Annotated in this window: 21 protein-coding genes and 1 pseudogene; 3 read left to right on the top strand and 19 right to left on the bottom strand. The window is 61.1% G+C overall.

Annotation, left to right across the window (positions count from 1 at the left end; all coding sequences use genetic code 11):
* Positions 1–16: 16 nt before the first annotated feature.
* The gene (locus tag ACF8K2_RS01200) at positions 17–682 is read left to right on the top strand and encodes an SOS response-associated peptidase (protein ID WP_392463132.1); all 666 of its coding nucleotides are present in this window, start codon (positions 17–19) and stop codon (positions 680–682) included.
* Here ACF8K2_RS01200 and ACF8K2_RS01205 read toward each other — a convergent pair.
* Complete coding sequence (locus ACF8K2_RS01205; protein ID WP_392463133.1) at positions 676–885, bottom strand: hypothetical protein; 210 nt, start codon at positions 883–885, stop codon at positions 676–678. The genes ACF8K2_RS01200 and ACF8K2_RS01205 overlap by 7 nt on opposite strands.
* A gap of 4 nt (positions 886–889) precedes the next feature.
* Positions 890–1,015 (bottom strand): annotated as a pseudogene (locus ACF8K2_RS01210) (DUF2514 family protein); the annotation flags it as partial.
* A 158-nt stretch (positions 1,016–1,173) separates the two neighbouring features.
* On the opposite strand from ACF8K2_RS01210, the gene ACF8K2_RS01215 reads away from it, so the two are divergent.
* A complete protein-coding gene (locus tag ACF8K2_RS01215) occupies positions 1,174–1,788 on the top strand; it encodes a hypothetical protein (RefSeq protein ID WP_392463134.1) in 615 nt (204 codons plus the stop codon).
* A 29-nt stretch (positions 1,789–1,817) separates the two neighbouring features.
* Here the strand turns inward: ACF8K2_RS01215 and ACF8K2_RS01220 are convergent, their stop codons facing one another.
* The 10 genes from ACF8K2_RS01220 to ACF8K2_RS01265 all read right to left on the bottom strand — a co-directional run bounded on the left by ACF8K2_RS01220 (position 1,818) and on the right by ACF8K2_RS01265 (position 10,163).
* On the bottom strand, positions 1,818–2,321 hold the full coding sequence (locus tag ACF8K2_RS01220; protein ID WP_392463135.1) for a DUF2514 domain-containing protein: 504 nt from the start codon (positions 2,319–2,321) through the stop codon (positions 1,818–1,820).
* On the bottom strand, positions 2,318–2,740 hold the full coding sequence (locus tag ACF8K2_RS01225; RefSeq protein ID WP_392463136.1) for a structural protein: 423 nt from the start codon (positions 2,738–2,740) through the stop codon (positions 2,318–2,320). Before ACF8K2_RS01225 ends, ACF8K2_RS01220 begins: the two co-directional genes overlap by 4 nt.
* Before the next feature lie 57 nt (positions 2,741–2,797).
* Complete coding sequence (locus ACF8K2_RS01230) at positions 2,798–3,079, bottom strand: tail fiber assembly protein (protein ID WP_392463137.1); 282 nt, start codon at positions 3,077–3,079, stop codon at positions 2,798–2,800.
* On the bottom strand, positions 3,072–3,416 hold the full coding sequence (locus ACF8K2_RS01235) for a hypothetical protein (protein WP_392463138.1): 345 nt from the start codon (positions 3,414–3,416) through the stop codon (positions 3,072–3,074). The genes ACF8K2_RS01230 and ACF8K2_RS01235 overlap by 8 nt, the downstream gene beginning before the upstream one ends.
* The gene (locus tag ACF8K2_RS01240) at positions 3,416–4,291 is read right to left on the bottom strand and encodes a phage tail protein (RefSeq protein WP_392463139.1); all 876 of its coding nucleotides are present in this window, start codon (positions 4,289–4,291) and stop codon (positions 3,416–3,418) included. The genes ACF8K2_RS01235 and ACF8K2_RS01240 overlap by 1 nt, the downstream gene beginning before the upstream one ends.
* Positions 4,292–4,304: 13 nt before the next feature.
* Positions 4,305–5,180 carry a hypothetical protein gene (locus ACF8K2_RS01245; RefSeq protein WP_392463141.1) on the bottom strand — a complete coding sequence of 292 codons (876 nt, stop codon included), beginning with the start codon at positions 5,178–5,180 and terminating at the stop codon, positions 4,305–4,307.
* The gene (locus ACF8K2_RS01250; protein ID WP_392463143.1) at positions 5,180–5,494 is read right to left on the bottom strand and encodes a hypothetical protein; all 315 of its coding nucleotides are present in this window, start codon (positions 5,492–5,494) and stop codon (positions 5,180–5,182) included. The genes ACF8K2_RS01245 and ACF8K2_RS01250 overlap by 1 nt, the downstream gene beginning before the upstream one ends.
* Positions 5,491–9,066, bottom strand: coding sequence for a host specificity protein J (locus ACF8K2_RS01255; RefSeq protein ID WP_392463144.1), 3,576 nt, complete (start codon positions 9,064–9,066; stop codon positions 5,491–5,493). The genes ACF8K2_RS01250 and ACF8K2_RS01255 overlap by 4 nt, the downstream gene beginning before the upstream one ends.
* 59 nt (positions 9,067–9,125) lie before the next feature.
* Positions 9,126–9,746: a tail assembly protein gene (locus ACF8K2_RS01260; protein WP_392463146.1), complete on the bottom strand. Its 621-nt coding sequence runs from the start codon at positions 9,744–9,746 to the stop codon at positions 9,126–9,128.
* Positions 9,747–9,812: 66 nt separating this feature from the next.
* Positions 9,813–10,163 (bottom strand): hypothetical protein, encoded by a 351-nt coding sequence (locus ACF8K2_RS01265; protein WP_392463147.1) that lies wholly within the window; start codon positions 10,161–10,163, stop codon positions 9,813–9,815.
* A gap of 176 nt (positions 10,164–10,339) precedes the next feature.
* Between ACF8K2_RS01265 and ACF8K2_RS01270 the strand changes: the two genes are divergently transcribed.
* Positions 10,340–10,594 carry a hypothetical protein gene (locus ACF8K2_RS01270; RefSeq protein WP_392463148.1) on the top strand — a complete coding sequence of 85 codons (255 nt, stop codon included), beginning with the start codon at positions 10,340–10,342 and terminating at the stop codon, positions 10,592–10,594.
* Positions 10,595–10,746: 152 nt separating this feature from the next.
* Here the strand turns inward: ACF8K2_RS01270 and ACF8K2_RS01275 are convergent, their stop codons facing one another.
* Genes ACF8K2_RS01275 through ACF8K2_RS01305 form a run of 7 tightly spaced genes read right to left on the bottom strand, consistent with a single transcriptional unit; the run spans position 10,747 to position 17,052 of the window.
* Complete coding sequence (locus ACF8K2_RS01275) at positions 10,747–11,502, bottom strand: C40 family peptidase (RefSeq protein ID WP_392463149.1); 756 nt, start codon at positions 11,500–11,502, stop codon at positions 10,747–10,749.
* 2 nt (positions 11,503–11,504) lie between these two features.
* A complete protein-coding gene (locus ACF8K2_RS01280; protein WP_392463150.1) occupies positions 11,505–12,254 on the bottom strand; it encodes a phage minor tail protein L in 750 nt (249 codons plus the stop codon).
* On the bottom strand, positions 12,251–12,589 hold the full coding sequence (locus tag ACF8K2_RS01285) for a phage tail protein (protein ID WP_392463151.1): 339 nt from the start codon (positions 12,587–12,589) through the stop codon (positions 12,251–12,253). The genes ACF8K2_RS01280 and ACF8K2_RS01285 overlap by 4 nt, the downstream gene beginning before the upstream one ends.
* Entirely contained in the window at positions 12,589–15,882 is a 3,294-nt protein-coding gene (locus ACF8K2_RS01290; RefSeq protein ID WP_392463152.1) for a phage tail tape measure protein, read from the bottom strand. Before ACF8K2_RS01290 ends, ACF8K2_RS01285 begins: the two co-directional genes overlap by 1 nt.
* Positions 15,883–15,926: 44 nt before the next feature.
* Positions 15,927–16,169: a hypothetical protein gene (locus ACF8K2_RS01295; RefSeq protein ID WP_392463153.1), complete on the bottom strand. Its 243-nt coding sequence runs from the start codon at positions 16,167–16,169 to the stop codon at positions 15,927–15,929.
* Complete coding sequence (locus ACF8K2_RS01300; protein ID WP_392463154.1) at positions 16,166–16,510, bottom strand: hypothetical protein; 345 nt, start codon at positions 16,508–16,510, stop codon at positions 16,166–16,168. The genes ACF8K2_RS01295 and ACF8K2_RS01300 overlap by 4 nt, the downstream gene beginning before the upstream one ends.
* 41 nt (positions 16,511–16,551) lie before the next feature.
* On the bottom strand, positions 16,552–17,052 hold the full coding sequence (locus tag ACF8K2_RS01305) for a hypothetical protein (RefSeq protein WP_392463155.1): 501 nt from the start codon (positions 17,050–17,052) through the stop codon (positions 16,552–16,554).
* Between the last annotated feature and the right edge of the window lie 24 nt (positions 17,053–17,076).

Here is a 17,076-nt window from a genome sequence, read left to right on the forward strand (position 1 = left end):
TACAGGAGGGCGGTGTATGTGCGGGAGGCTAACCCAATACCGGGGAATACACGACTTCGTTGAGACCTTAAGCCTGCCAGAGTCTTGGCATAACAACGTAGGCGACCAAGCGCTGGAAAGGTACAACGTAGCCCCAAGCACCCCGGTAGCTGTGCTCCGCATGGGTGAAGCAGGCCTACGCGCCGATCTGGTGAAGTGGGGATGGCGACCGCACTGGGCAACCGATCGCGCACCACCGATCAATGCTAGGGTCGAGAAGGTCGCGCACGGCCCGTTCTTCCGGGCCATCTGGCCCAGCCGCGCCATCACGCCGGTCGACGGGTGGTTCGAGTGGGTCGATGAAGGTGGACCGAAGAAGCAGCCGTACTACATCCGCCGGCGCGACGGGCGCCCTTCCCTATGCGCCAGCATCGGCCAGTTCGTTGGCAACGAGCATGATGGCTTCGTCATCATCACCGCCGATGCCCAAGGCGGCATGGTGGACGTGCACGATCGTAGACCTGTGGTGCTATCCCCCGAGCTTGCCCGCGAGTGGGTCGCGCCAGGTACCCCCATGGAGCAGGCAGAGCAAATGGCGTTGCAGCTTGGCGAAACCGCCGAGGCCTTCAAGTGGTATCGCGTTAGCACAGCTGTTGGCAATGTGCGAAACCAAGGGCGGGAACTGATCGAGCCAGTTCAGTGACGAACCAGCGGCTGATGCCCCAGCATATATAGCTGGTAGTCAGTCACGGCTTGGTAAGCCGACTCCGCAATCTGGCGTAGCCGCTCCACTTGCTCGGGCGCCTCATCGTCGGCCTGGGCTTGGTGGTACCGGCGAAGCGCGGCAGTCGCCTCCTGAATCAGGGGCTCGCCCGCCTCAATCATTCCTTCGATGGTCCGCTTCACTGGCCTATCCTAATGGCTTGACCAGGACATTATAGGATGCCTCGCAGGTCTTGCCTGCTATCCGGGCACGGTCATAAGCTTGCGCCAGCTCTCCCACTTGAGCATCAGCCTCTAGGCGGTCGGAGAGAACATGGTAGTTCCTAAGGGCTCAATTTGCGCTTTATCGCACACCCCCCATAATTCAGGGTGATAAAACCTGTTCCTGATAAGAATGTGTGGGCATAATTGCGTTCCTGACACATTCCCAGATTAGCGCTGGTTAGATCTGAGTAGCATCCAAGGAAGGAAATGATGAAGCCTTTTATCATCCTGGCCGTATGCGCGAGCCTTCTGAGCGCCGCCCCTGCATGGGCCCAACTTGAACTAAATGAGCGACCCAGCTCCTGGCTCAAGGAGCCAAACGATTTTTTGGGAATAGACCTTCATGGCGATTTCACGGCACAGATGCCTTCTTGCCCTGACGAATCAAGTAGCCAAAAAACGCTTTGCCGCCTAGCTACGTCGTCCCCTGATCGTTTTGAGATCCGTGGGTTACCCTATCTGCCAATATCTCCTGGTTATGGGATGGTCGCGGTGGCGCCCCATGGAAAGCTCACAGAGCTCGTACTCAGCGGTAGCGCAAACAGTCTGCATTTAGTAAGCGAAATGCTGACCGACAAATTTGGAGAGCCCGGCGTTGTCACCAGCCGCTGGATAAAAATGTCATCAGGGGCCTCCTTCCAGTCTGAAGTGCTGAAATGGGAGGGCGAGAAAGTAGTGATGAAATTTCAGCGCGATGAAGGGAATCTGAGCCGCTATGCGGTGACAGTGTCCGTATTCACAGACGCAACTGAGACGCTCGAGATCCCCGAAACCGCTAAACCTGCAACGCAAGATGGTAATCGGGATTTTTCTAAGATCTGAAAAGCTTTACAGAGGATGACTTTTCTCTCTTAGTGATGACGTTGAAGCGCGTCATATGAAGCCTCGCAGGAGCGGCCAGCTATTCTGGCTCGGTCATAAGCTTTCGCCAGCTCTCCCGCTCGAGCATCAGCCCGTGTGAGCAGGTCAGAGAGCACCATGGCGGCGCGGGTGGCTGCCTGGCCTCTGGCGATAGCGGCGGTATCCTTGGCGGTGCAACTGACGGTGGCAGCGAGGTTTGCGACTTCGTCGTGCAACCGCTGGCCAGCAGCATCGGCGCCAGCAGCGCCAGCATCAGCAATTGTTCGTTCTTCCTCAGCATGGGCTCTTGCCTCCTCCTGCGCCTGGGCGCGTCGTTGTTCCTCTTCCCGCGCGCTGCGCTCGCCCAGCACCTCAGCCAGGCGGTCGCCGCTGTCCCGCTGCGCTGATGCCTTGGCGCACTGGGCGCGCTCAACGGACCGGCCGTGCTGGTAGGTGCCCCAGTAGGAAGCCACGATGAGCAGCAGCGCGATTAACCGCACTCCCCAGCCGTTCATGCCAGCGCCCTGCGCAGGCCCTCAGCAAAGATTGCCGGCGGGTATTCGAAGTTGGCGTTCTCGTGCTTGATGATCGCCTGCACCAGGCCGCCCAAGATCTTGGAGTCTTTGATGTTGGCGATTTGATCGGACGGGCCCAGACCGCAGCGCTCAGCCACAGTGCGGATGTACGCCCCAGTGTCGTTCTCAACCTCCGGCGCCCACCGCTTTATGATGTCCTTGACGGTCCGCAGCTTGTGTTTGTTGTAGTAGGTCTGCAGCAGCTTGCCCAAGGCACGGATACCGTTCTCGGGCGTGTCGAAGATGACGAAGCGGCCGTCCGGCTCTTTGCCGATCTGGCCAACCCAGTTATTGGCCGGGCTGTGATCGATGTTTCCAGGGTTGCGATTGCGCACTCCGCGGGGAAGCGATTGGGTCATGGGTTTTCTCCAGGCAAAAAAATACCGCCAGGCGGCGGTCGGTTAATTCGATGTGGGTCAAGCTGGCGGCGCGGGCCAGTCGATCTCGGTGGGGTAGCCTTCCTGGTCTGGTAATCGGTTCAGCGCCACGCGGAAGCGCTTCCACTCTTTGAGGGCGGCGGTCTCTGCCACGGTCGCTTCGTCGAGGTCGACTGCATCCTGCAGGGGAGCAATGGCATCGTCAGCAAGCTTGCGCAGGCGGGCAGTCTCTGCCTGCACCTGCGCCAGATGCTGAGCGGCAGCCTGTGCAGCCTTCATCTCAGCAGTAATCATCTGCGACCAGTCGATGTTGTTATTCATGGGTCGTGGCCTCTCTTGCGCCTTCGCTGTAGTGCCTGGCGACGTCATAGACGGGCAGATCAACCGGGCCGTCTTTGGTGATCGAGATCGGCGCCGGGAAGCGAGTGCTCTCTGGAGCATTAGGGCCGTGCGGTAGGCGAATGGTCAAATGCAGCTCGCCGTTGATGCGTTCTACTTCTCCAGGGAACCAGTCCGACAGCACAGCCCCCCAAGGCAGGGTGGCGCCCTCCAGGAGGGCACCAAAGTCGAAGGTCTCGCCGTTGACGTACAAAACATCACCATCGCGGCTCAGTGTAAGTTGCTCGTCCATACGGACTGGGGACAATTTGATTTGCATTAGAACCATCTCCCTCTGGCGATATAACCGACACGCCCGCCTGCGGTAGCCGAGCCACCTTGGGGTTGGATCACGCACCCGATATTGGTACCTCGTTGTGCCGTGGCCAGTCCAAGCATGGTCACGCCGCCCTCTGTGGGTACCACATAGCGGCAGAATGGAGTCAGCGCAGGAACATCCGTAAAGGGCATTGGGTAGTTCCGAACCACGTACGCGCCGTACATGAGATTGCCGTAAGTCCCGCCGTTGCAGATTGAGCTAGTGCTGTTCTCCCACCAACAATCCTGGGTGCCGTCAGCATACCGGGTGTACTCACCATTGGCATTGCTGCCGCGCTCAACTATGGCGCCAGTAGGAACGCCTCCGCTTTGGCTGACGGGGCCAACGATATCGGCCACGGCTGCAGCCTTTAGTCCCAGGCCGGTTCGCGCTTCAGCCTGGGTCTTTCCACCAGTACCGCCCTGCGCGACGCTGAGTGCAGTAGTCAGCCCCGTAAGCGAGGTGATATCGCTGTTCGCGCCACGTGCCGCCGCTCCGATGTTCTGGCGCAAGACTGGGGCTGTAGTGGCGCCGCCAAACAAAGCCAGCGTGGCGCCGAACTGGTCGACCAGCTGACGCAGGCGATCAGCGGATTCCTTAACATAGCCCTGCATCGGCGCCAGCCCGTACGCGCCAGCCCCTACCGTCGCGCCTTGATAGGCCGGCAGGATGCTCAGAACCGTGGCGCTCGCGATGTTGGTGACCTCGTACCAACGGCCATCCGGCCCCTGGAACGCATCCCCTACCCGCGCATTCGTGGAGAAGTTGGTGCCGGTACCGGTCACCGTATTTTGGCCAGCCGTGATCGACACGCTGCCTACTCTGTACCAGGGCATGGGGTGCTCCGATTTAATTAAATGGAAACGGAAGGTTGTCCGTGCGTATTACAAGCGCTTCCGGATATCTATCGGTGGGAATGCCGTAATAGTTGTTGTAGGTGACGGGCGCCCCCCAGTACATCGTGGTTCTAGCAGCGTCACACGACATGAAGTAAATCCCGCCGTTTGCTCCATAGGCTCCATCCATATGAGCCTGTTGGTTGCTGTACGCCGGGAACGGGGTTCCAGGGGCCGACATACCATCCATCTTTCCCTGGCCGAAGCTGCGAGAGAATGTCGTTGATGCCGCATGTTCCCCCGCTCCTACCGCGATAAACACACGGGAAATGCAGTAATACGGACCTGAGTTGATGAATCGCGTGGCCAGTCGGGTGGCACCCACAAAAGGCACGCTGTAGTTGGCGATACCATTAGAGATCACTGGCGCGGGCGGCGCAGGAGCTCGAACGGTAGCAACGATATTCAGCGGATACTGCAGCGAGTTGAATGTCAGCGTGCCGTCTTCGCTGTAACACTTCAGTCCAGCGCCATTGATTGTGTTCCTCATGGTGTCGAAGTAATAGAACTTCGTCGAAGGGCTCGCGCCTATGTAATAGAAGGTGGTCGTATTGCCTGACCTGCTAGAGCCGCACGAAATGCCAGAGCCAACGATGAAGACGATTGGCGCCACCGCTCCGTCAACGCTGAACCCATGGATGGCATCCACCACCGATGACTCGCTATAGCTGCTTCCTTCGTTCGGCGGAAGGTTGGCCGAGCGATAATCCAGGCGCGGCCAGTTCAGCAAGAAGGCCAAGTTGCCGCTTTTCAGTAGGCCGTAGGTGATCTTCTCTGTGTCAAAAAGGAGAGAGCCGTCCTCCTTGTAAACCTTCAAGCCTGCTGACATCAGTGATACCCGTAGTGAATTCGGCAGTTGAGCGAGTAAAAGCCCCATCCTCCGGCGTAGGAGTACTGCCAGGACAGGGTTGCGGTGGTTGCTCCCGGTGTGAGCGTTACGCCAGGGCGCTTGCCGAGGTACTTGTTCTGCGCCGACAGCTCGGTGATGGCGTAGAAAAGGGTCTTCCCCGCCGGCGGTAAGGGAATCGAGAGCGACCCGTTGGCCGCCCCCGTGTCCACATAGCCGAGCATCTGACTGATCGAGCTGGTCATGTCGAGCAGGAGCAGGCCGCTCGGGTCGTAGACCTTGAGGCCTGCTGTCATACGTTCACTCCCAGGTCGATCGCCAGGTTGCCGTTGGCGTGATAAATCCGCAGCCGCTGGTTGTTGATCAACAAGCGCCCCTGCCCCGCTACGGTGCCGTTGATTTCGAACGTGCCGCTCTTGTTCAAGATCCATCCCTGCTGGCCGGCAACGTAGTTGGTCGAGCTGATGAAGCTGCCGATCTTGGCGTTGGTGATCGTGCCGTCTGCGATGAAGGCCTGATTGATGAAAACCTGGCCACCCTGAACGGCGAACGGCGACGACAGCGTGCTGTTGATGCCGTTGACCACCGCGAACCGATCCGCCGACACCAGGAACTGGCTTTGCAGGCCGGCCGGGCCGTTCTCGATGCCCAGGCCAATACCCGCGGCCACGTACTGGTCCTGGGCGTTGACCTGCATTTTCACCGACCACATGGTGCTTGCCTTGCCATCCAGAGCTGCCAAGGCCTGGCTGGTCGTTTGCACGGCGGCATTCGTCTGGCCGACTGAGACGTTAAGCTGATCAAGCTTAAGAGCAGTCGCCGACTCGTTCGTGGCCACTACTCGCTCAAGCTGGGTAATGTTCGCTTCATTCGAGGCGACCCGAGCGTCAAACGTGGTCAGTCTTTCGGCGATGGCCTCGCCCTCAGTCGCCCTAACCCTGCTCTCAGTAGCGATCGCGGCAGTGCTGTCCCAACCTTTGAGAGCATCCGCCAGGTCGCCCTCTCCATTATCATCCCGGTACGCAGCGCGCAGCGCTTCGAAAGCAGTTGCCTGGGCCGTGACTACGCCGTCCAACTCGCTAATGTCCGCCGTGTTGGTTGCCACCTGCTGGGCCTGGCCGTTGGCTGTCTCCAGCGACTGGCCAACATCGATCCAGTAGCTGACGTTCGGCGGCGCATTACCACCTTCCGGGTCTGCTGGTACATCGTGCACAGCCTGGTAGATCCTGCTGTTAACGACGACCATCTCGCCCGACTCGTAAGCCTGCTCTGGAACGTAGGCCTTCAGGCCGTCCAGGGCGTCGATCTGCTCCTGCAAGCCTGGGATCTTCTCGATCTTCTCTAGCAGATCCTGACCCAGCTCGCTTTCGGTGATCTGCCCACCGATTAGCTCCAGGATTGGCCCGGCGTCGGAACCTGACTGACCGAGCACGCCGCTCCCGATTGGATACCAGGGGCCAATGTTCCCCGTCCGGTCAACCAGGCGCGCCCAGAAGAAGAACGAAACGCCCGCTGCCAGGCCCTGCATCACGTACTCGGTCTGTGGATAGGCCCAGTCGGTGAGCTTGGTGGCCACCTCCAAATCATTGGCGGGGCTGTACCAGATCTCCGTCCGCTGTGTATCTTCAGCCCCAGGCGGAATGCCCCACTTCAGCGAAATGCCGAAGATCAGCGGCGTTGCAGTAAGGAAGGTCACCGCTGGCGGCATGCCCTCCTTGCCCTTCAGCTCAGTCAGCATGGAGTCGCGCCAGACTGAGGCGATATCGAATGAGCTGACGGCTCGCACGCGGGCCAAGTAAGCGCCAGCGTAGATACCTGTCACATCGACTGAAGTCGCCCCGAGGCGCTGCAAGCGTACCCAGTTGCCGTTGTCCTTGCGCCATTCCACGTCGTAGGCAACGGCGCCTTCCACCGCAGGCCAGGCAATGGTCATGGTGCTGACCGCGATGCCTTGGGAAATGGCATGGGCCGAAGTCAGCGTTACGCTGGACGGTGGTGGCACCGTAGTGATCGGAATCACGCTGATCGGACGCTCTTCCAGCTTGGCGCCGTTGTCGATCGCTGCAAACTTGCTCGGGTTGAACTCCAGCGCGGTGAACTCGTATTCGCCCTCGGTCGTGCGCTTGCGCTTGAGCACGCGGAAGAGCTGCACGGCCAGGTCGCTGTAATCGATCGCCCACTGCAACTGCGGCTCGGGCTGCAGGGTGTATGCCGTGGTGACCGTCACGGTGCGGCCAGCCACCGACTGCACGGTCCTGGCCTGAGCTGTTCCGTTTGGCAGGTTGACGATCAGGCGGTCGCCCGCCTTCACTGGCGTGTCACGGTCCAGAGTCACGGTACGGCCCGCGACAGCGGAGATGCGCCCGCCATTCGGCCTGCCGGCGACCAGCTCGTCGGCCACCGGAATGACAAAGCCCGGCAACACGTTCGCCCCTTCCATGCCGGTCTTGAAGGTAACAGTCCGGTCCTGGTTGTTGCTGAGCAGTGCCCACTTACCACGGCGCTGCGCTTCACTCGCCCGGGTACAGCCGATCGCCGAGATCTCGATGGGTCGATCCCGGTACCGGCGCTGCAGCGCGTTGTCGGTGACCGGGATCACGTCGGTGTCGTAGTTGTTGGCCGGATTGTCGTAGCTGATCAGCGCTCGGCTGTAGTGCGTGTCCCGCCCGGCGCCGCCGTAAACGAAGTCGCCGTCAATGACATTGGAGCGGGTGAAGGTGTAGTCGATGTCCTGCGCGCGCGGCATATCCGCCTGCATATACAGCGAGCCCTGCGCCCAATAGACCATCCCGCGGTAGATCGCGGACAGGTCACGCAGCAGGGTCCAGGCCTCAGCCTTGCCCTGCAGGTTCAGGTCGCACAGATAGCGCGGCTCCATCCCGCCCACGCCGTTCGACACCAGCTGATCGCAGTACTGACCGATGCGGTACATCTCCCACTTGTCGACCATCCATGGCTGGATTCGGTTGCCCAGGCCGAAGCGATCGTTGACGCACAGGCCGTAGGTGGCCCAAACCGGGTTGTTCGTCCAAGCCTGCTTGAAGGTGCCGTCCCAAACTCCGGTGTAAGCCCGGGTCACGGGATCGTAATTGCTCGGTACCGGCCAGCGCTGGCCGTTGCAGTTTACGGTCACAGCCGGGATGTTCTGGAACTGCTCGGCGTCGAACTCGATGTAGAGCAGCGCAGTGTTCGGATAGCGGATCTTCTGATCGATGATCTCGGTGTAACCCGCGATAGTCATCGTGTCGGCGATCAGGCCATCGTTTGCATTGGGCGTGAGCCGGCGCACGCGGAAGGACCACCCTGAAGTGGCCGGCGGGAGGATCACAGGCTCAGATCGTTGATAGCCACTCGTGGTTTTGCCATCTACTGCGCCGCGCAGGGACTCGACAAAAGCACCACCATCAGTGGCGATATCGATTGCGTACTCGATGCGGTAACCGTTTGTGTCTCCACTGCTCTTGTCCTGCCTCGCCAAGCGCGGCCAGGCGAATCGCAGACGTAGCCTAGAAAGCTGGGTGTTGCTCAGCGCTCTCGTGAAAGGGTTATCGCTGCGCAGCTCGACGTTAACCGTAGTCTCGTTCTCGATCGACGGGATGCCCTTGATGTACTCCTGCTCGACACTGCCTGGTCGCCACTCCCACTTCACACCCGGGAAGTTGAGGTTGCCGCTGGCATCCATGATCGGCGTGTTGTCGAGGTAGATGTCGCGCGCGGTCGGCGTCCCATCGAACTCACCCTCGCCCACTGCCAGTAGGATCTTGGCGATGTTGGTCGAGCGCAGGCTGTCCGGCGCCTCTACCGGGGTTTTCGGCTTCTTCTCGCCACCTTTTTCCCCGGCAATCACCAGGTGAGCTGCTGCGCCCATGCTTTCCTCCAGGCGTAAAAAAACCGCTCAAGGCGGCTGTGGTTTGTTTGTGCTGGCTGCTATGCCTTGTCTTCGGCGTAGATCGAGGCAGAGATGATCGCCCCGCCCCAGCGGCGCCGACCGATGCAGATAGGGACCGGGTTGCCACTGGCAGTGGTGTTCTTGGCTGAGCCAAAAGCGTAGGACGGCATGTTCGCGGGGCTGCCACTCTGGGAAAGGCCTTTGGCTTGCGGGCTGAGCATCTGGATGACACCACCAACCATTAGAGAAGCGCCCATCATGATCATGGCCGAGCCAAAGGGGGCGCCAGCGCCGAATGTGCCACCAGTGATGATCAGGCCGGCAACGATCAGTACGGCACCTACAACGGTCTGCAGTAGCCCTCCCCGCTTACTACCCTCAATCACAGGCACGATTCGAACTTCCCTGCATCCTCCGCGCGCGAAATCATTCGGACCAACATTCTTGCGATTTCGAAAAATGGCGAAGCGTACGCCAATGGATTGGAGTCGCTTGATCTCATCCTCGAAGCCCGGGAGAGTTGCCCTCAGAGCCTTGAAGACTTCGAGCGCGCTGCCGCTGTCGAGCGCTCTCCTGTGCGACCTTCCATATTTCAGTGCCAGGGAGCCTGACAACTTGATTCGCGTCATCGGCTCGTAATTGGCTGCGGTCATGGTCATATGTTTCTCCAGGCAACAAAAAGCCGCCCAAAGGCGGCATAGTTCTGAGGTGATAGCCTTGGTATGTCAGAGACAGGACTGCAAAGCAGCCAGGCGTTTTTTGGCTATCCAGTTTCCAAGCACGACGTAATACTTAGCCTCTGATCCGGTGCCTTTTGGCTGTATATCCACAAAATACTCAGACGCCTCAGTGAACACCGTGTAGCCAGTTTCGCGACCAGGCTGAAGGGTAGCCCCGGGCGTACCGCCAAATATGGGCTGGTTTTGCCATTCATACTGTACGCATTTCGCCAACTCTGAGTCCGGCTTGGATGAAGAAAGCACCTTATAGGGCCCGTCTTGGCGCGCTTCGTTCATCGTTGGTGCCATGCACCCCGCAAGCATAAGGCTGCCCAGCGCCGCCGTTAAAATTCGCATGTCATCCCTCCCTCAAAACTCAGGACTGTAGCGCGGTCCTGGCCAGGCATCCAGCGTGGATGGAAAGCCAGTAACGCGCTGAGCCGACAGCGTAGTAGCGTTGTGCCTCCAACGAACCGCCCCGGTCCGTTGTCGGAAAGCCCATGGACTGGGGCATGATGACCTAGGAGGTCGATATGACAGACGACAGCAACTTCAATCCTTATGATCGCCACGACGCGCTGATTCTCGGTTTAGCTGAAGTGATTAAAAACCTCACTGCTGTGGTTTATGCCGGCAGCGCGCAAGGGCACTTGCTCGAGGAAAATCTTCGCGCTGCTCTCGCGGTTGAAAGCCCGAAAGCTGTTCCTCATGACAAAATCGAGCTCTACAGGTCTGCAATCAGCGGCGCCCTTACTGCAATCGAAAAGGTAAAGGCGAATTCACGCTGATCATCGCCGAAGCAAATTGTCGCTCAGATTCGTCGAGAGTGCTTGCACCGACCCGTTGATGAGCGGCCTCTTCTTCCGGCATCACGCACAGCTCCTGCTGCTGGAGTTCCACATTCTGACTTTCCATCCACGTCTCCTGCGGCCTTGCCGCTTTACTTCGCGTCTCGATGACGCAACACAAGGCGCGTCCGATCGAGCCAAGGCCCGCCGAACACGATGATTTCTGATGGCCTGCCGTACAAGTGGTGCAGCAGGAACGGGCCTGGCCCGAACACATCTGCTTGCTCGTCCGGTAGTGCCGCTTCGGCGCCCAAGAAGATGCCAGCGTGGTTCGGGTGCGCGGTGCGGCCGACAGCCATGACGACCATGTCGCCGCGCTGAGGCTTGTCCACCTGGTAGAAGCCGGCGGCTTCGTAGGCCTGCTCGTACAGACTCGGCCCCTCGGCGCTCTCCCACCAGCCATCCTCACGGACGTAGGCTGGAAACTCCAACCCCCACTCGCGCCGGTACCAGTCCGCACAGACCTGCCAGCAATCCCAAGCGCCGTGCACGAACGGTCTGCGCAGTAGCGGTGTTTCGCCGGTCGGAGTGATGGTGCGCAGGTCGCCCTCCGGCCAAGACAGGATATGCCACGGCAGCCCCGTTGCCTCGCACATGGCCAGATCACGCGGCGATGGCCGGCTGGTGGCATCTGGGTGCGAGTGCACGATGCCGATCACCTCGCCCTGGTCTTCGGCCTCGGCGTACTGCTCCGGCGCGATCCGAAACTCTTCGGTCGGCTCGGTGGCCGCGTTCGTGCACGGGTAGTAGATCTGCTTTCGGCCCACTGCCATCAGCAGTCCGCAGCACTCGCGCGGATACTCAGCCGCTGCGTGCTGCTGCACGGCGGCGAGGATGTGTTTGCGCATGATCAGCTCCTGGCGATCAGGGACACGGCTGGGAAACCGCCGAATGGAATTTGATTGCCCTGGCCGTGACGCACAACGCAACCGGTGTCCAGGCAACCATTGCACTCATCCTTGGCCGGGTCATCCGTGGGGTTTCCGTCGAAGTCGAAATACGGGCCGGTATAGCCGCAGTCCGGCCCACGGTAGCCATTGGTCATTGCCCAGTGGCAAAGCGTGGTCATCTGGCGCCCGATCGTCTCGCCGCCCACATCGCCGGGACTGGCAAGCTCCCAGGCAACCGTCTGGCCGTTCTCCGAGATTTTCTGATCGATGAACCACACCTCGAGCGCCTCCTCCGCCGGATCGGCCTCTGGGTTTCCCTCGGGGTAGTTGGCGGCGTCCAAGTACTGCGCCAGGGTGAGGCGCATGGTTAGCTGGAACTCGAGCAGGTTGTCGAAGGCCAGGCACAGCGCCGTGATGCGGCCGTTGACGTTACCCACCGTCAGCGTTGGCCGCACCGCGGTGCCGTCCGAGTTGGCCTCGATGCCATCGATCTGCATTGGCCAGGCTGAATACTCGTTGCCCTGCCACCAGATGGATTTTGCAGGCAACTGGTCTGCATCAGCACCAGCAGCGGCCAGCTCCTCAGGTGTGTGAGGAATCGCGTGACCGTGGAACCGCAATATGTCGGCGCCGAAGTCCGAGCCATCCAGCTCAAACAGCAGGATCTCGGCGCCGGGGTCGAGCTTCTGTAATTGGGTGATCAGGCTCATGGCTGGTACGCCCGCTCAAAGGTTGCCGACAGCACCACGACACCGCCTGGTTTGCGCTGCTGTCGGAAGGTCTCACACCGGTACATCCCAAGCACGCCCTCGGGGTTGGTCCACAGAAATGACCTCGCGCCGCGGTGGCGTCTTATGAAGGCAAGCGGCGGCGCGATTTCGTCCGCCAGGCCCCCGAGCGACAAGGACCAGCTGTCCGTCTCGCCATTGAGCCCGTCGCTCGATACCTGCGCGTAGCCATCGCCGAACTGCGACTTCCTCGTGCGCAAGGTGCTCTCGCCGCCCGCCTCATCGTCAGGCTCCCAAGTGAATGTCTCGATGGCCATTACCGTCTTCCTGTGCTGTTTCGATAACTGAGCCCGCCGGCGCGCCATGACACCGCGATGGCCCGCTCGGCAACGCCCTGCATCTGCTGCTCGAGGTTTTGCTGCAGTGCGGAACTGTCCAGCTCCATACCGTCCTTGCTCCGATCCTCAAGCGTCACCGCCACGGGCATGTTGAGTTGAAGAACAGTTGAGCCTCCGCCCGCTCCTCCCACCATCTGAACCCCGAGCGATCCATCCGCGCCGCGCGCGAGTGGCATGATTGCCTCCGGCCCGGCCTCGCCAGCAACGCCCAGCCCGCCGTCGGCCATGCTGAAAGGCGTGGGTGTGTTCAGAATGTTATTGGTGCGAAACGCAGCCCCTTTGGCGAACATCTGCACGCCGCCGTTCCAAGCCCCGCCCAGCGCCTGTGGGAAATAGGCGCTACCATAGCCGGCCTGTGACGCGCCAAGGTTGGAGGATGTGGCCCCAGCTGAGCCAGCCGCCATTCCATTCCCGCCGCCGCTGCCGAAGTAGCTGCCAACCGCTGACACCCCGAGCCCCACCAACCCGCTGAGCAGCGAGCTGGCAGCCTGCTGGCTGGCGATCCTGGCCATGTCAGCTAAAACGCTGACGGTGAAGTCCTTGAAATTGGCCTTCCCCGTCATGGCGAACTCTGCCACTGCATCTCTGGCCGAGTTGAACCCGGTGGTGAGCATGTCATCGGTTGCGCCAGCCACGTTCGCAGCATCGGACTGGATGTTCGCCCAGGCACGTTTGGCACCGTTGCGATAGTCTCGCTGCGCCTGTAGACGCGCGTCGAAGCCGTCGACCTCCATCTGCAACTCGCGCGCCTGGTAGTCGGCAAGGTCCGCCAGCCGCTGCTGGTAGGCATCCTGGCTAAGGCGGCGAGACACATCCTCTTGTTGCTCCTCCAGCTGCCGGCGTGCCTCAGCATATTTCTCACGCACCGCGTTCAGCCGATCGGCCTGCTCGCGCTGGTCGTCGCCCATGCCCTCACCAGCTACGTCCGCATTGATCGCGTCCTGGCGGGTCTGCAGCACCACCTCCATCGCCTTGCGGTAGGCCTCGGCACTGTTACGGCGAATCTCGGCAAGCTTCCTTTCTTCCTCTGCGCGCTTCTGGATGATGGGGTCGGCGTAGGCCGTGTTTAGATTCTTGATGCCGAGTTCCATCTCGGCGGCGGTGATCTTGCCCGCGGCTTGAGCCTTGCGCAGGCCCTGGACGCCCTCGGTTAAATCCTCCAGGCGCTTCTTCTCGGGAAGCGCCCTGTCGATGATTGCGTCGAGCGCCTTGATCTCGTCCTTGAGGGCTTTGGTGCGATCCTTGCTGCTGCTAGTGGCGTCATTGTTGGCCTTCTTCTGGGCCTCAATAGCGCTTGCCGCAGACAGGATTGCCTGGCGATCTGTTTCGGTGAGGTCGGCGTTCTCTGCGATATGCCGGTTGGCGATCTTCATCGCGTCGCCGTTGTCTTGCAGTCCGGCCAGCTGCTTTTGCAGGGTCTCGAGGTAGGTCTGCCCCGCCGAACTCATGCCCGCCTTAGCCGCGTTGTTGGCCTGGGTCGACGCCGTGTTGTCGTCTGTTACACCGGTGAGCACGCGCAGCGTCTCGGCGATCAAGCCTGAACGCTGGTCGGCGTCGCTGACGGCGCCGGCCTGGGTGATCCACTGCTGCACGGTCGCTGCCGGCAGTTGCAGGCGCGCTGCCACCTCCTGAAGCACTGGCGACAGCCCTTGGCCTGATGCGCGCGCCTCGTTGAGGCGATCAATCAAGCCTTGGTATTCAGCCAGCTGCCGATTGTATTGGCCGCCAGAATCGCGCACAGGCGCGGTCACCACGGCGGAGCGGATGGATTGGGCCAGGTCGCCGTAGGCATCCTTGACCTTGTCAGCGGCGTTGACCTGCTCCTGCTGCCACTTCACCAGCGAGGCTTCGCGCTGGTCCTTGTTGAGCTTGGCGAACTCCTCGCGCAACTGGGCCACAGGCTTCTGCAGCTCATCGAGGCTGACCCCGGCTTTGTCCGCGTTGTCCCTCAGCAGCAGAAAGCTTGCCGCTGCGGTACCGGCCATGAGCGCCAAGCCCATTGGCCCGCCGAGCGCGGCGAGCAGGCCGCCGGTTGATGCACGCATCAGATTGGTCTGGGCGATCGCCAGTGCGTCGGTGGACGCCTTGAGCGCGGCCTGCCGGGGGATCAGTTGCGTCTGCACCAGCGAAAGCCGCTGTAGGCCCGTAGCGGCTGCCACGGATGCTTGGGCCTGTTGGACCTGCGCTTGTGCATAGATCCGCTGAGCGTCCGCGGCACGCAGTGCAGCCTGGGCGTTCTGGATCTCGGCCGCGCGCTGGGCCAACGCCGCTTTCAGCGCAAGACCAGACTTGGCAACATAGTTGGTCAGGGCCGCCACGCCCGCGCCGCCCATAGCAATCGCGACCAAGTCAACGTTGTCAGCGAGCGTAATCAAGACGCTCGACAAGCCTGCAACAGCGCCGGTCTGCTCTTCCATGCCGCCCAGGAACGTCTGGATGGCATTGGTGATGTTCACCATCGCATCCTGCACGCTGGTAGACATGTCCGCTGCGGCCTTGCGGTTCACGTCCACGGTCCGCAGCAGCCCGGTGTTGATCGCTTCCAGCGACAGCTTGCCCTCAACGCCCAGTTTGCGCACTTCATCAGCACTTTTGCCGGTGGCATTGGCAATGGCGTCAACGATCGTTGGCATCGCGCCTTGAATCGCGACCCAGCCATCCGCCTCAACCTTGCCAGTCTGCAGGGCCTTGGAGTAGGCATCGAGCGCAGAGCCAGCCTTTTCGGCCGCCGCGGCGTTGGTCACCAGCAGGAAGCTGAAACTGTCGGTGATATCTAGCGTCTGCTGAGTGTTGAACCCCAGACTGCGCATCACGTCCGCAGTACGGATGTACAACTCCTGAGCCTCCGCCAGCGGGCGGTAGGTCTCTTGAGCCGTTTGCAGCAGGTGCTCCTGCACCAGTTGATACTCGCCAGCGCTGCCGGCAGCTGCCTTCATTCGGTCGGACATCTGCCCGTAGGCGTCAACCTGCTTGATGATGCCGCCGATCAGACCAGCACCCGCCACAGCGGCAAAGGCACCACGCATCAGCACGCCAGCACTCTGGGCCGCAGCGCCTGCCCTGTCGAAGGCCGAATCGACGGTCGCCAGGTTGCGGTCGATCGCCTGGGTGCTGCGTGCTACCACCTGGTCAGCGTTCGCCAGCTCGCGCCGCAGTTGGGCAGTTGTTGCCTCGATCTGGACCAGCATCCCCTGGACTTGTTGATCGGCCATGCCTTTCTCCACGCACAAAAAAGCCGCCCAGGTGGGGCGGCGAACTACTCTTCCTGACGGCCTCGGAAGAAGGCCTTCAGCTTGTCGGCTACGCTCACCGCTCTACGGGGCGCGGCACGCTGACCAGAGGGTTGGTCCTGGGCCTGGCCTCGGCCAGTCCAATCAAGCCGTGCATCGAGAGCGAGCATGATCTGGGGGATTGGGGTATGCCAGGCAGTGTCAGGCGGCCAGCCAAGCCAACCGGTTGCTACGCCGAACAGATAATCGACGTAGCTCCCGTTCTTCACTGCGCTGTGCTGACCGCCTCGTCCTTTCCCCGGGCGGCAACGCTCGGCGGTACCGGATTGAGCAGCACAGAGAGGAATCCGCTCAGCTGTGCAGATACCTTTGCCACGCCGGTCTGGAACACCTCGGCGGCGACTTGGGCGTGCTTGTCGGCATCCAGGCCAGCACCGGCAACGATGATGTCTGCGCTGGCTGCGATGCCCATCAGCCGCATCGATTCGAGCGCGCCGCGCAGGCCGCCGAAGCGGCTTTCGATCAGCAGCGCCGCCTCAAGGGTTGGGCGCAGTGTGTAGGTTCGCGCACCGACCACCAAGGTGACGGTGCCATACAAGGCTTCGCTCATAAAAGTTCACTCAGGGGGAGACGGGGCCTAAGCCCCATCGATCACGGGGTAGCCGGGCCGGCCACGATTTCGAGGATGTCGGTGTTGATGGCCAGCGTAACGTTGCGGCGCACGACGTTGTCGGCCGAGCCCGCTGCGACGGTGTTGTTCATGACCTTCACGCCGTAGTAGAAGGTGGTCGGCAGAATGGCCGGCGTGGCGCCGGGGTCACCGTCGTTGAGCGTGACCTTGATGTTGTAGTTGCCCTTGGTACGGTCCTTGTGTGCCACTGCGACGGCCTTCTGGCCGAGGTCGCCGTTATCCAGGCCTACAGTCACGGTCATGTTGCCAGCGTCGGCGGTGCCCTTGTACTTGCGCACACGGCCATCGGCCAGGGAAGTGAAGTTCACCGGGTTGAAGGTGTCGCCGAACTCGCCCAGGTCTTCGATCTCACCGACATCCGCATAGGTGTCGGCCTCGTACTCGGTAAGGGTGTCCGCGCCAGTTTTCCCGCCAATCGCCAGGCGGCAGCCAGCGGCTGTATTGAGGTTGTCTTCGGCCATGGGGGGTCCTCCAAAGGCACATTG

This window comes from Pseudomonas sp. xss_2 (assembly GCF_043104195.1).
In the GTDB taxonomy this organism is placed as follows: domain Bacteria; phylum Pseudomonadota; class Gammaproteobacteria; order Pseudomonadales; family Pseudomonadaceae; genus Aquipseudomonas; species Aquipseudomonas urmiensis.

Coding starts and splice junctions, on each gene's coding strand:
- ACF8K2_RS01200 (WP_392463132.1), top strand. CDS start 17: ATGTGCGGGAGGCTAACCCAATACCGGGGAATACACGACTTCGTTGAG.
- ACF8K2_RS01215 (WP_392463134.1), top strand. CDS start 1,174: ATGATGAAGCCTTTTATCATCCTGGCCGTATGCGCGAGCCTTCTGAGC.
- ACF8K2_RS01220 (WP_392463135.1), bottom strand. CDS start 2,321: ATGAACGGCTGGGGAGTGCGGTTAATCGCGCTGCTGCTCATCGTGGCT.
- ACF8K2_RS01225 (WP_392463136.1), bottom strand. CDS start 2,740: ATGACCCAATCGCTTCCCCGCGGAGTGCGCAATCGCAACCCTGGAAAC.
- ACF8K2_RS01230 (WP_392463137.1), bottom strand. CDS start 3,079: ATGAATAACAACATCGACTGGTCGCAGATGATTACTGCTGAGATGAAG.
- ACF8K2_RS01235 (WP_392463138.1), bottom strand. CDS start 3,416: ATGCAAATCAAATTGTCCCCAGTCCGTATGGACGAGCAACTTACACTG.
- ACF8K2_RS01240 (WP_392463139.1), bottom strand. CDS start 4,291: ATGCCCTGGTACAGAGTAGGCAGCGTGTCGATCACGGCTGGCCAAAAT.
- ACF8K2_RS01245 (WP_392463141.1), bottom strand. CDS start 5,180: ATGTCAGCAGGCTTGAAGGTTTACAAGGAGGACGGCTCTCTCCTTTTT.
- ACF8K2_RS01250 (WP_392463143.1), bottom strand. CDS start 5,494: ATGACAGCAGGCCTCAAGGTCTACGACCCGAGCGGCCTGCTCCTGCTC.
- ACF8K2_RS01255 (WP_392463144.1), bottom strand. CDS start 9,066: ATGGGCGCAGCAGCTCACCTGGTGATTGCCGGGGAAAAAGGTGGCGAG.
- ACF8K2_RS01260 (WP_392463146.1), bottom strand. CDS start 9,746: ATGACCATGACCGCAGCCAATTACGAGCCGATGACGCGAATCAAGTTG.
- ACF8K2_RS01265 (WP_392463147.1), bottom strand. CDS start 10,163: ATGCGAATTTTAACGGCGGCGCTGGGCAGCCTTATGCTTGCGGGGTGC.
- ACF8K2_RS01270 (WP_392463148.1), top strand. CDS start 10,340: ATGACAGACGACAGCAACTTCAATCCTTATGATCGCCACGACGCGCTG.
- ACF8K2_RS01275 (WP_392463149.1), bottom strand. CDS start 11,502: ATGCGCAAACACATCCTCGCCGCCGTGCAGCAGCACGCAGCGGCTGAG.
- ACF8K2_RS01280 (WP_392463150.1), bottom strand. CDS start 12,254: ATGAGCCTGATCACCCAATTACAGAAGCTCGACCCCGGCGCCGAGATC.
- ACF8K2_RS01285 (WP_392463151.1), bottom strand. CDS start 12,589: ATGGCCATCGAGACATTCACTTGGGAGCCTGACGATGAGGCGGGCGGC.
- ACF8K2_RS01290 (WP_392463152.1), bottom strand. CDS start 15,882: ATGGCCGATCAACAAGTCCAGGGGATGCTGGTCCAGATCGAGGCAACA.
- ACF8K2_RS01300 (WP_392463154.1), bottom strand. CDS start 16,510: ATGAGCGAAGCCTTGTATGGCACCGTCACCTTGGTGGTCGGTGCGCGA.
- ACF8K2_RS01305 (WP_392463155.1), bottom strand. CDS start 17,052: ATGGCCGAAGACAACCTCAATACAGCCGCTGGCTGCCGCCTGGCGATT.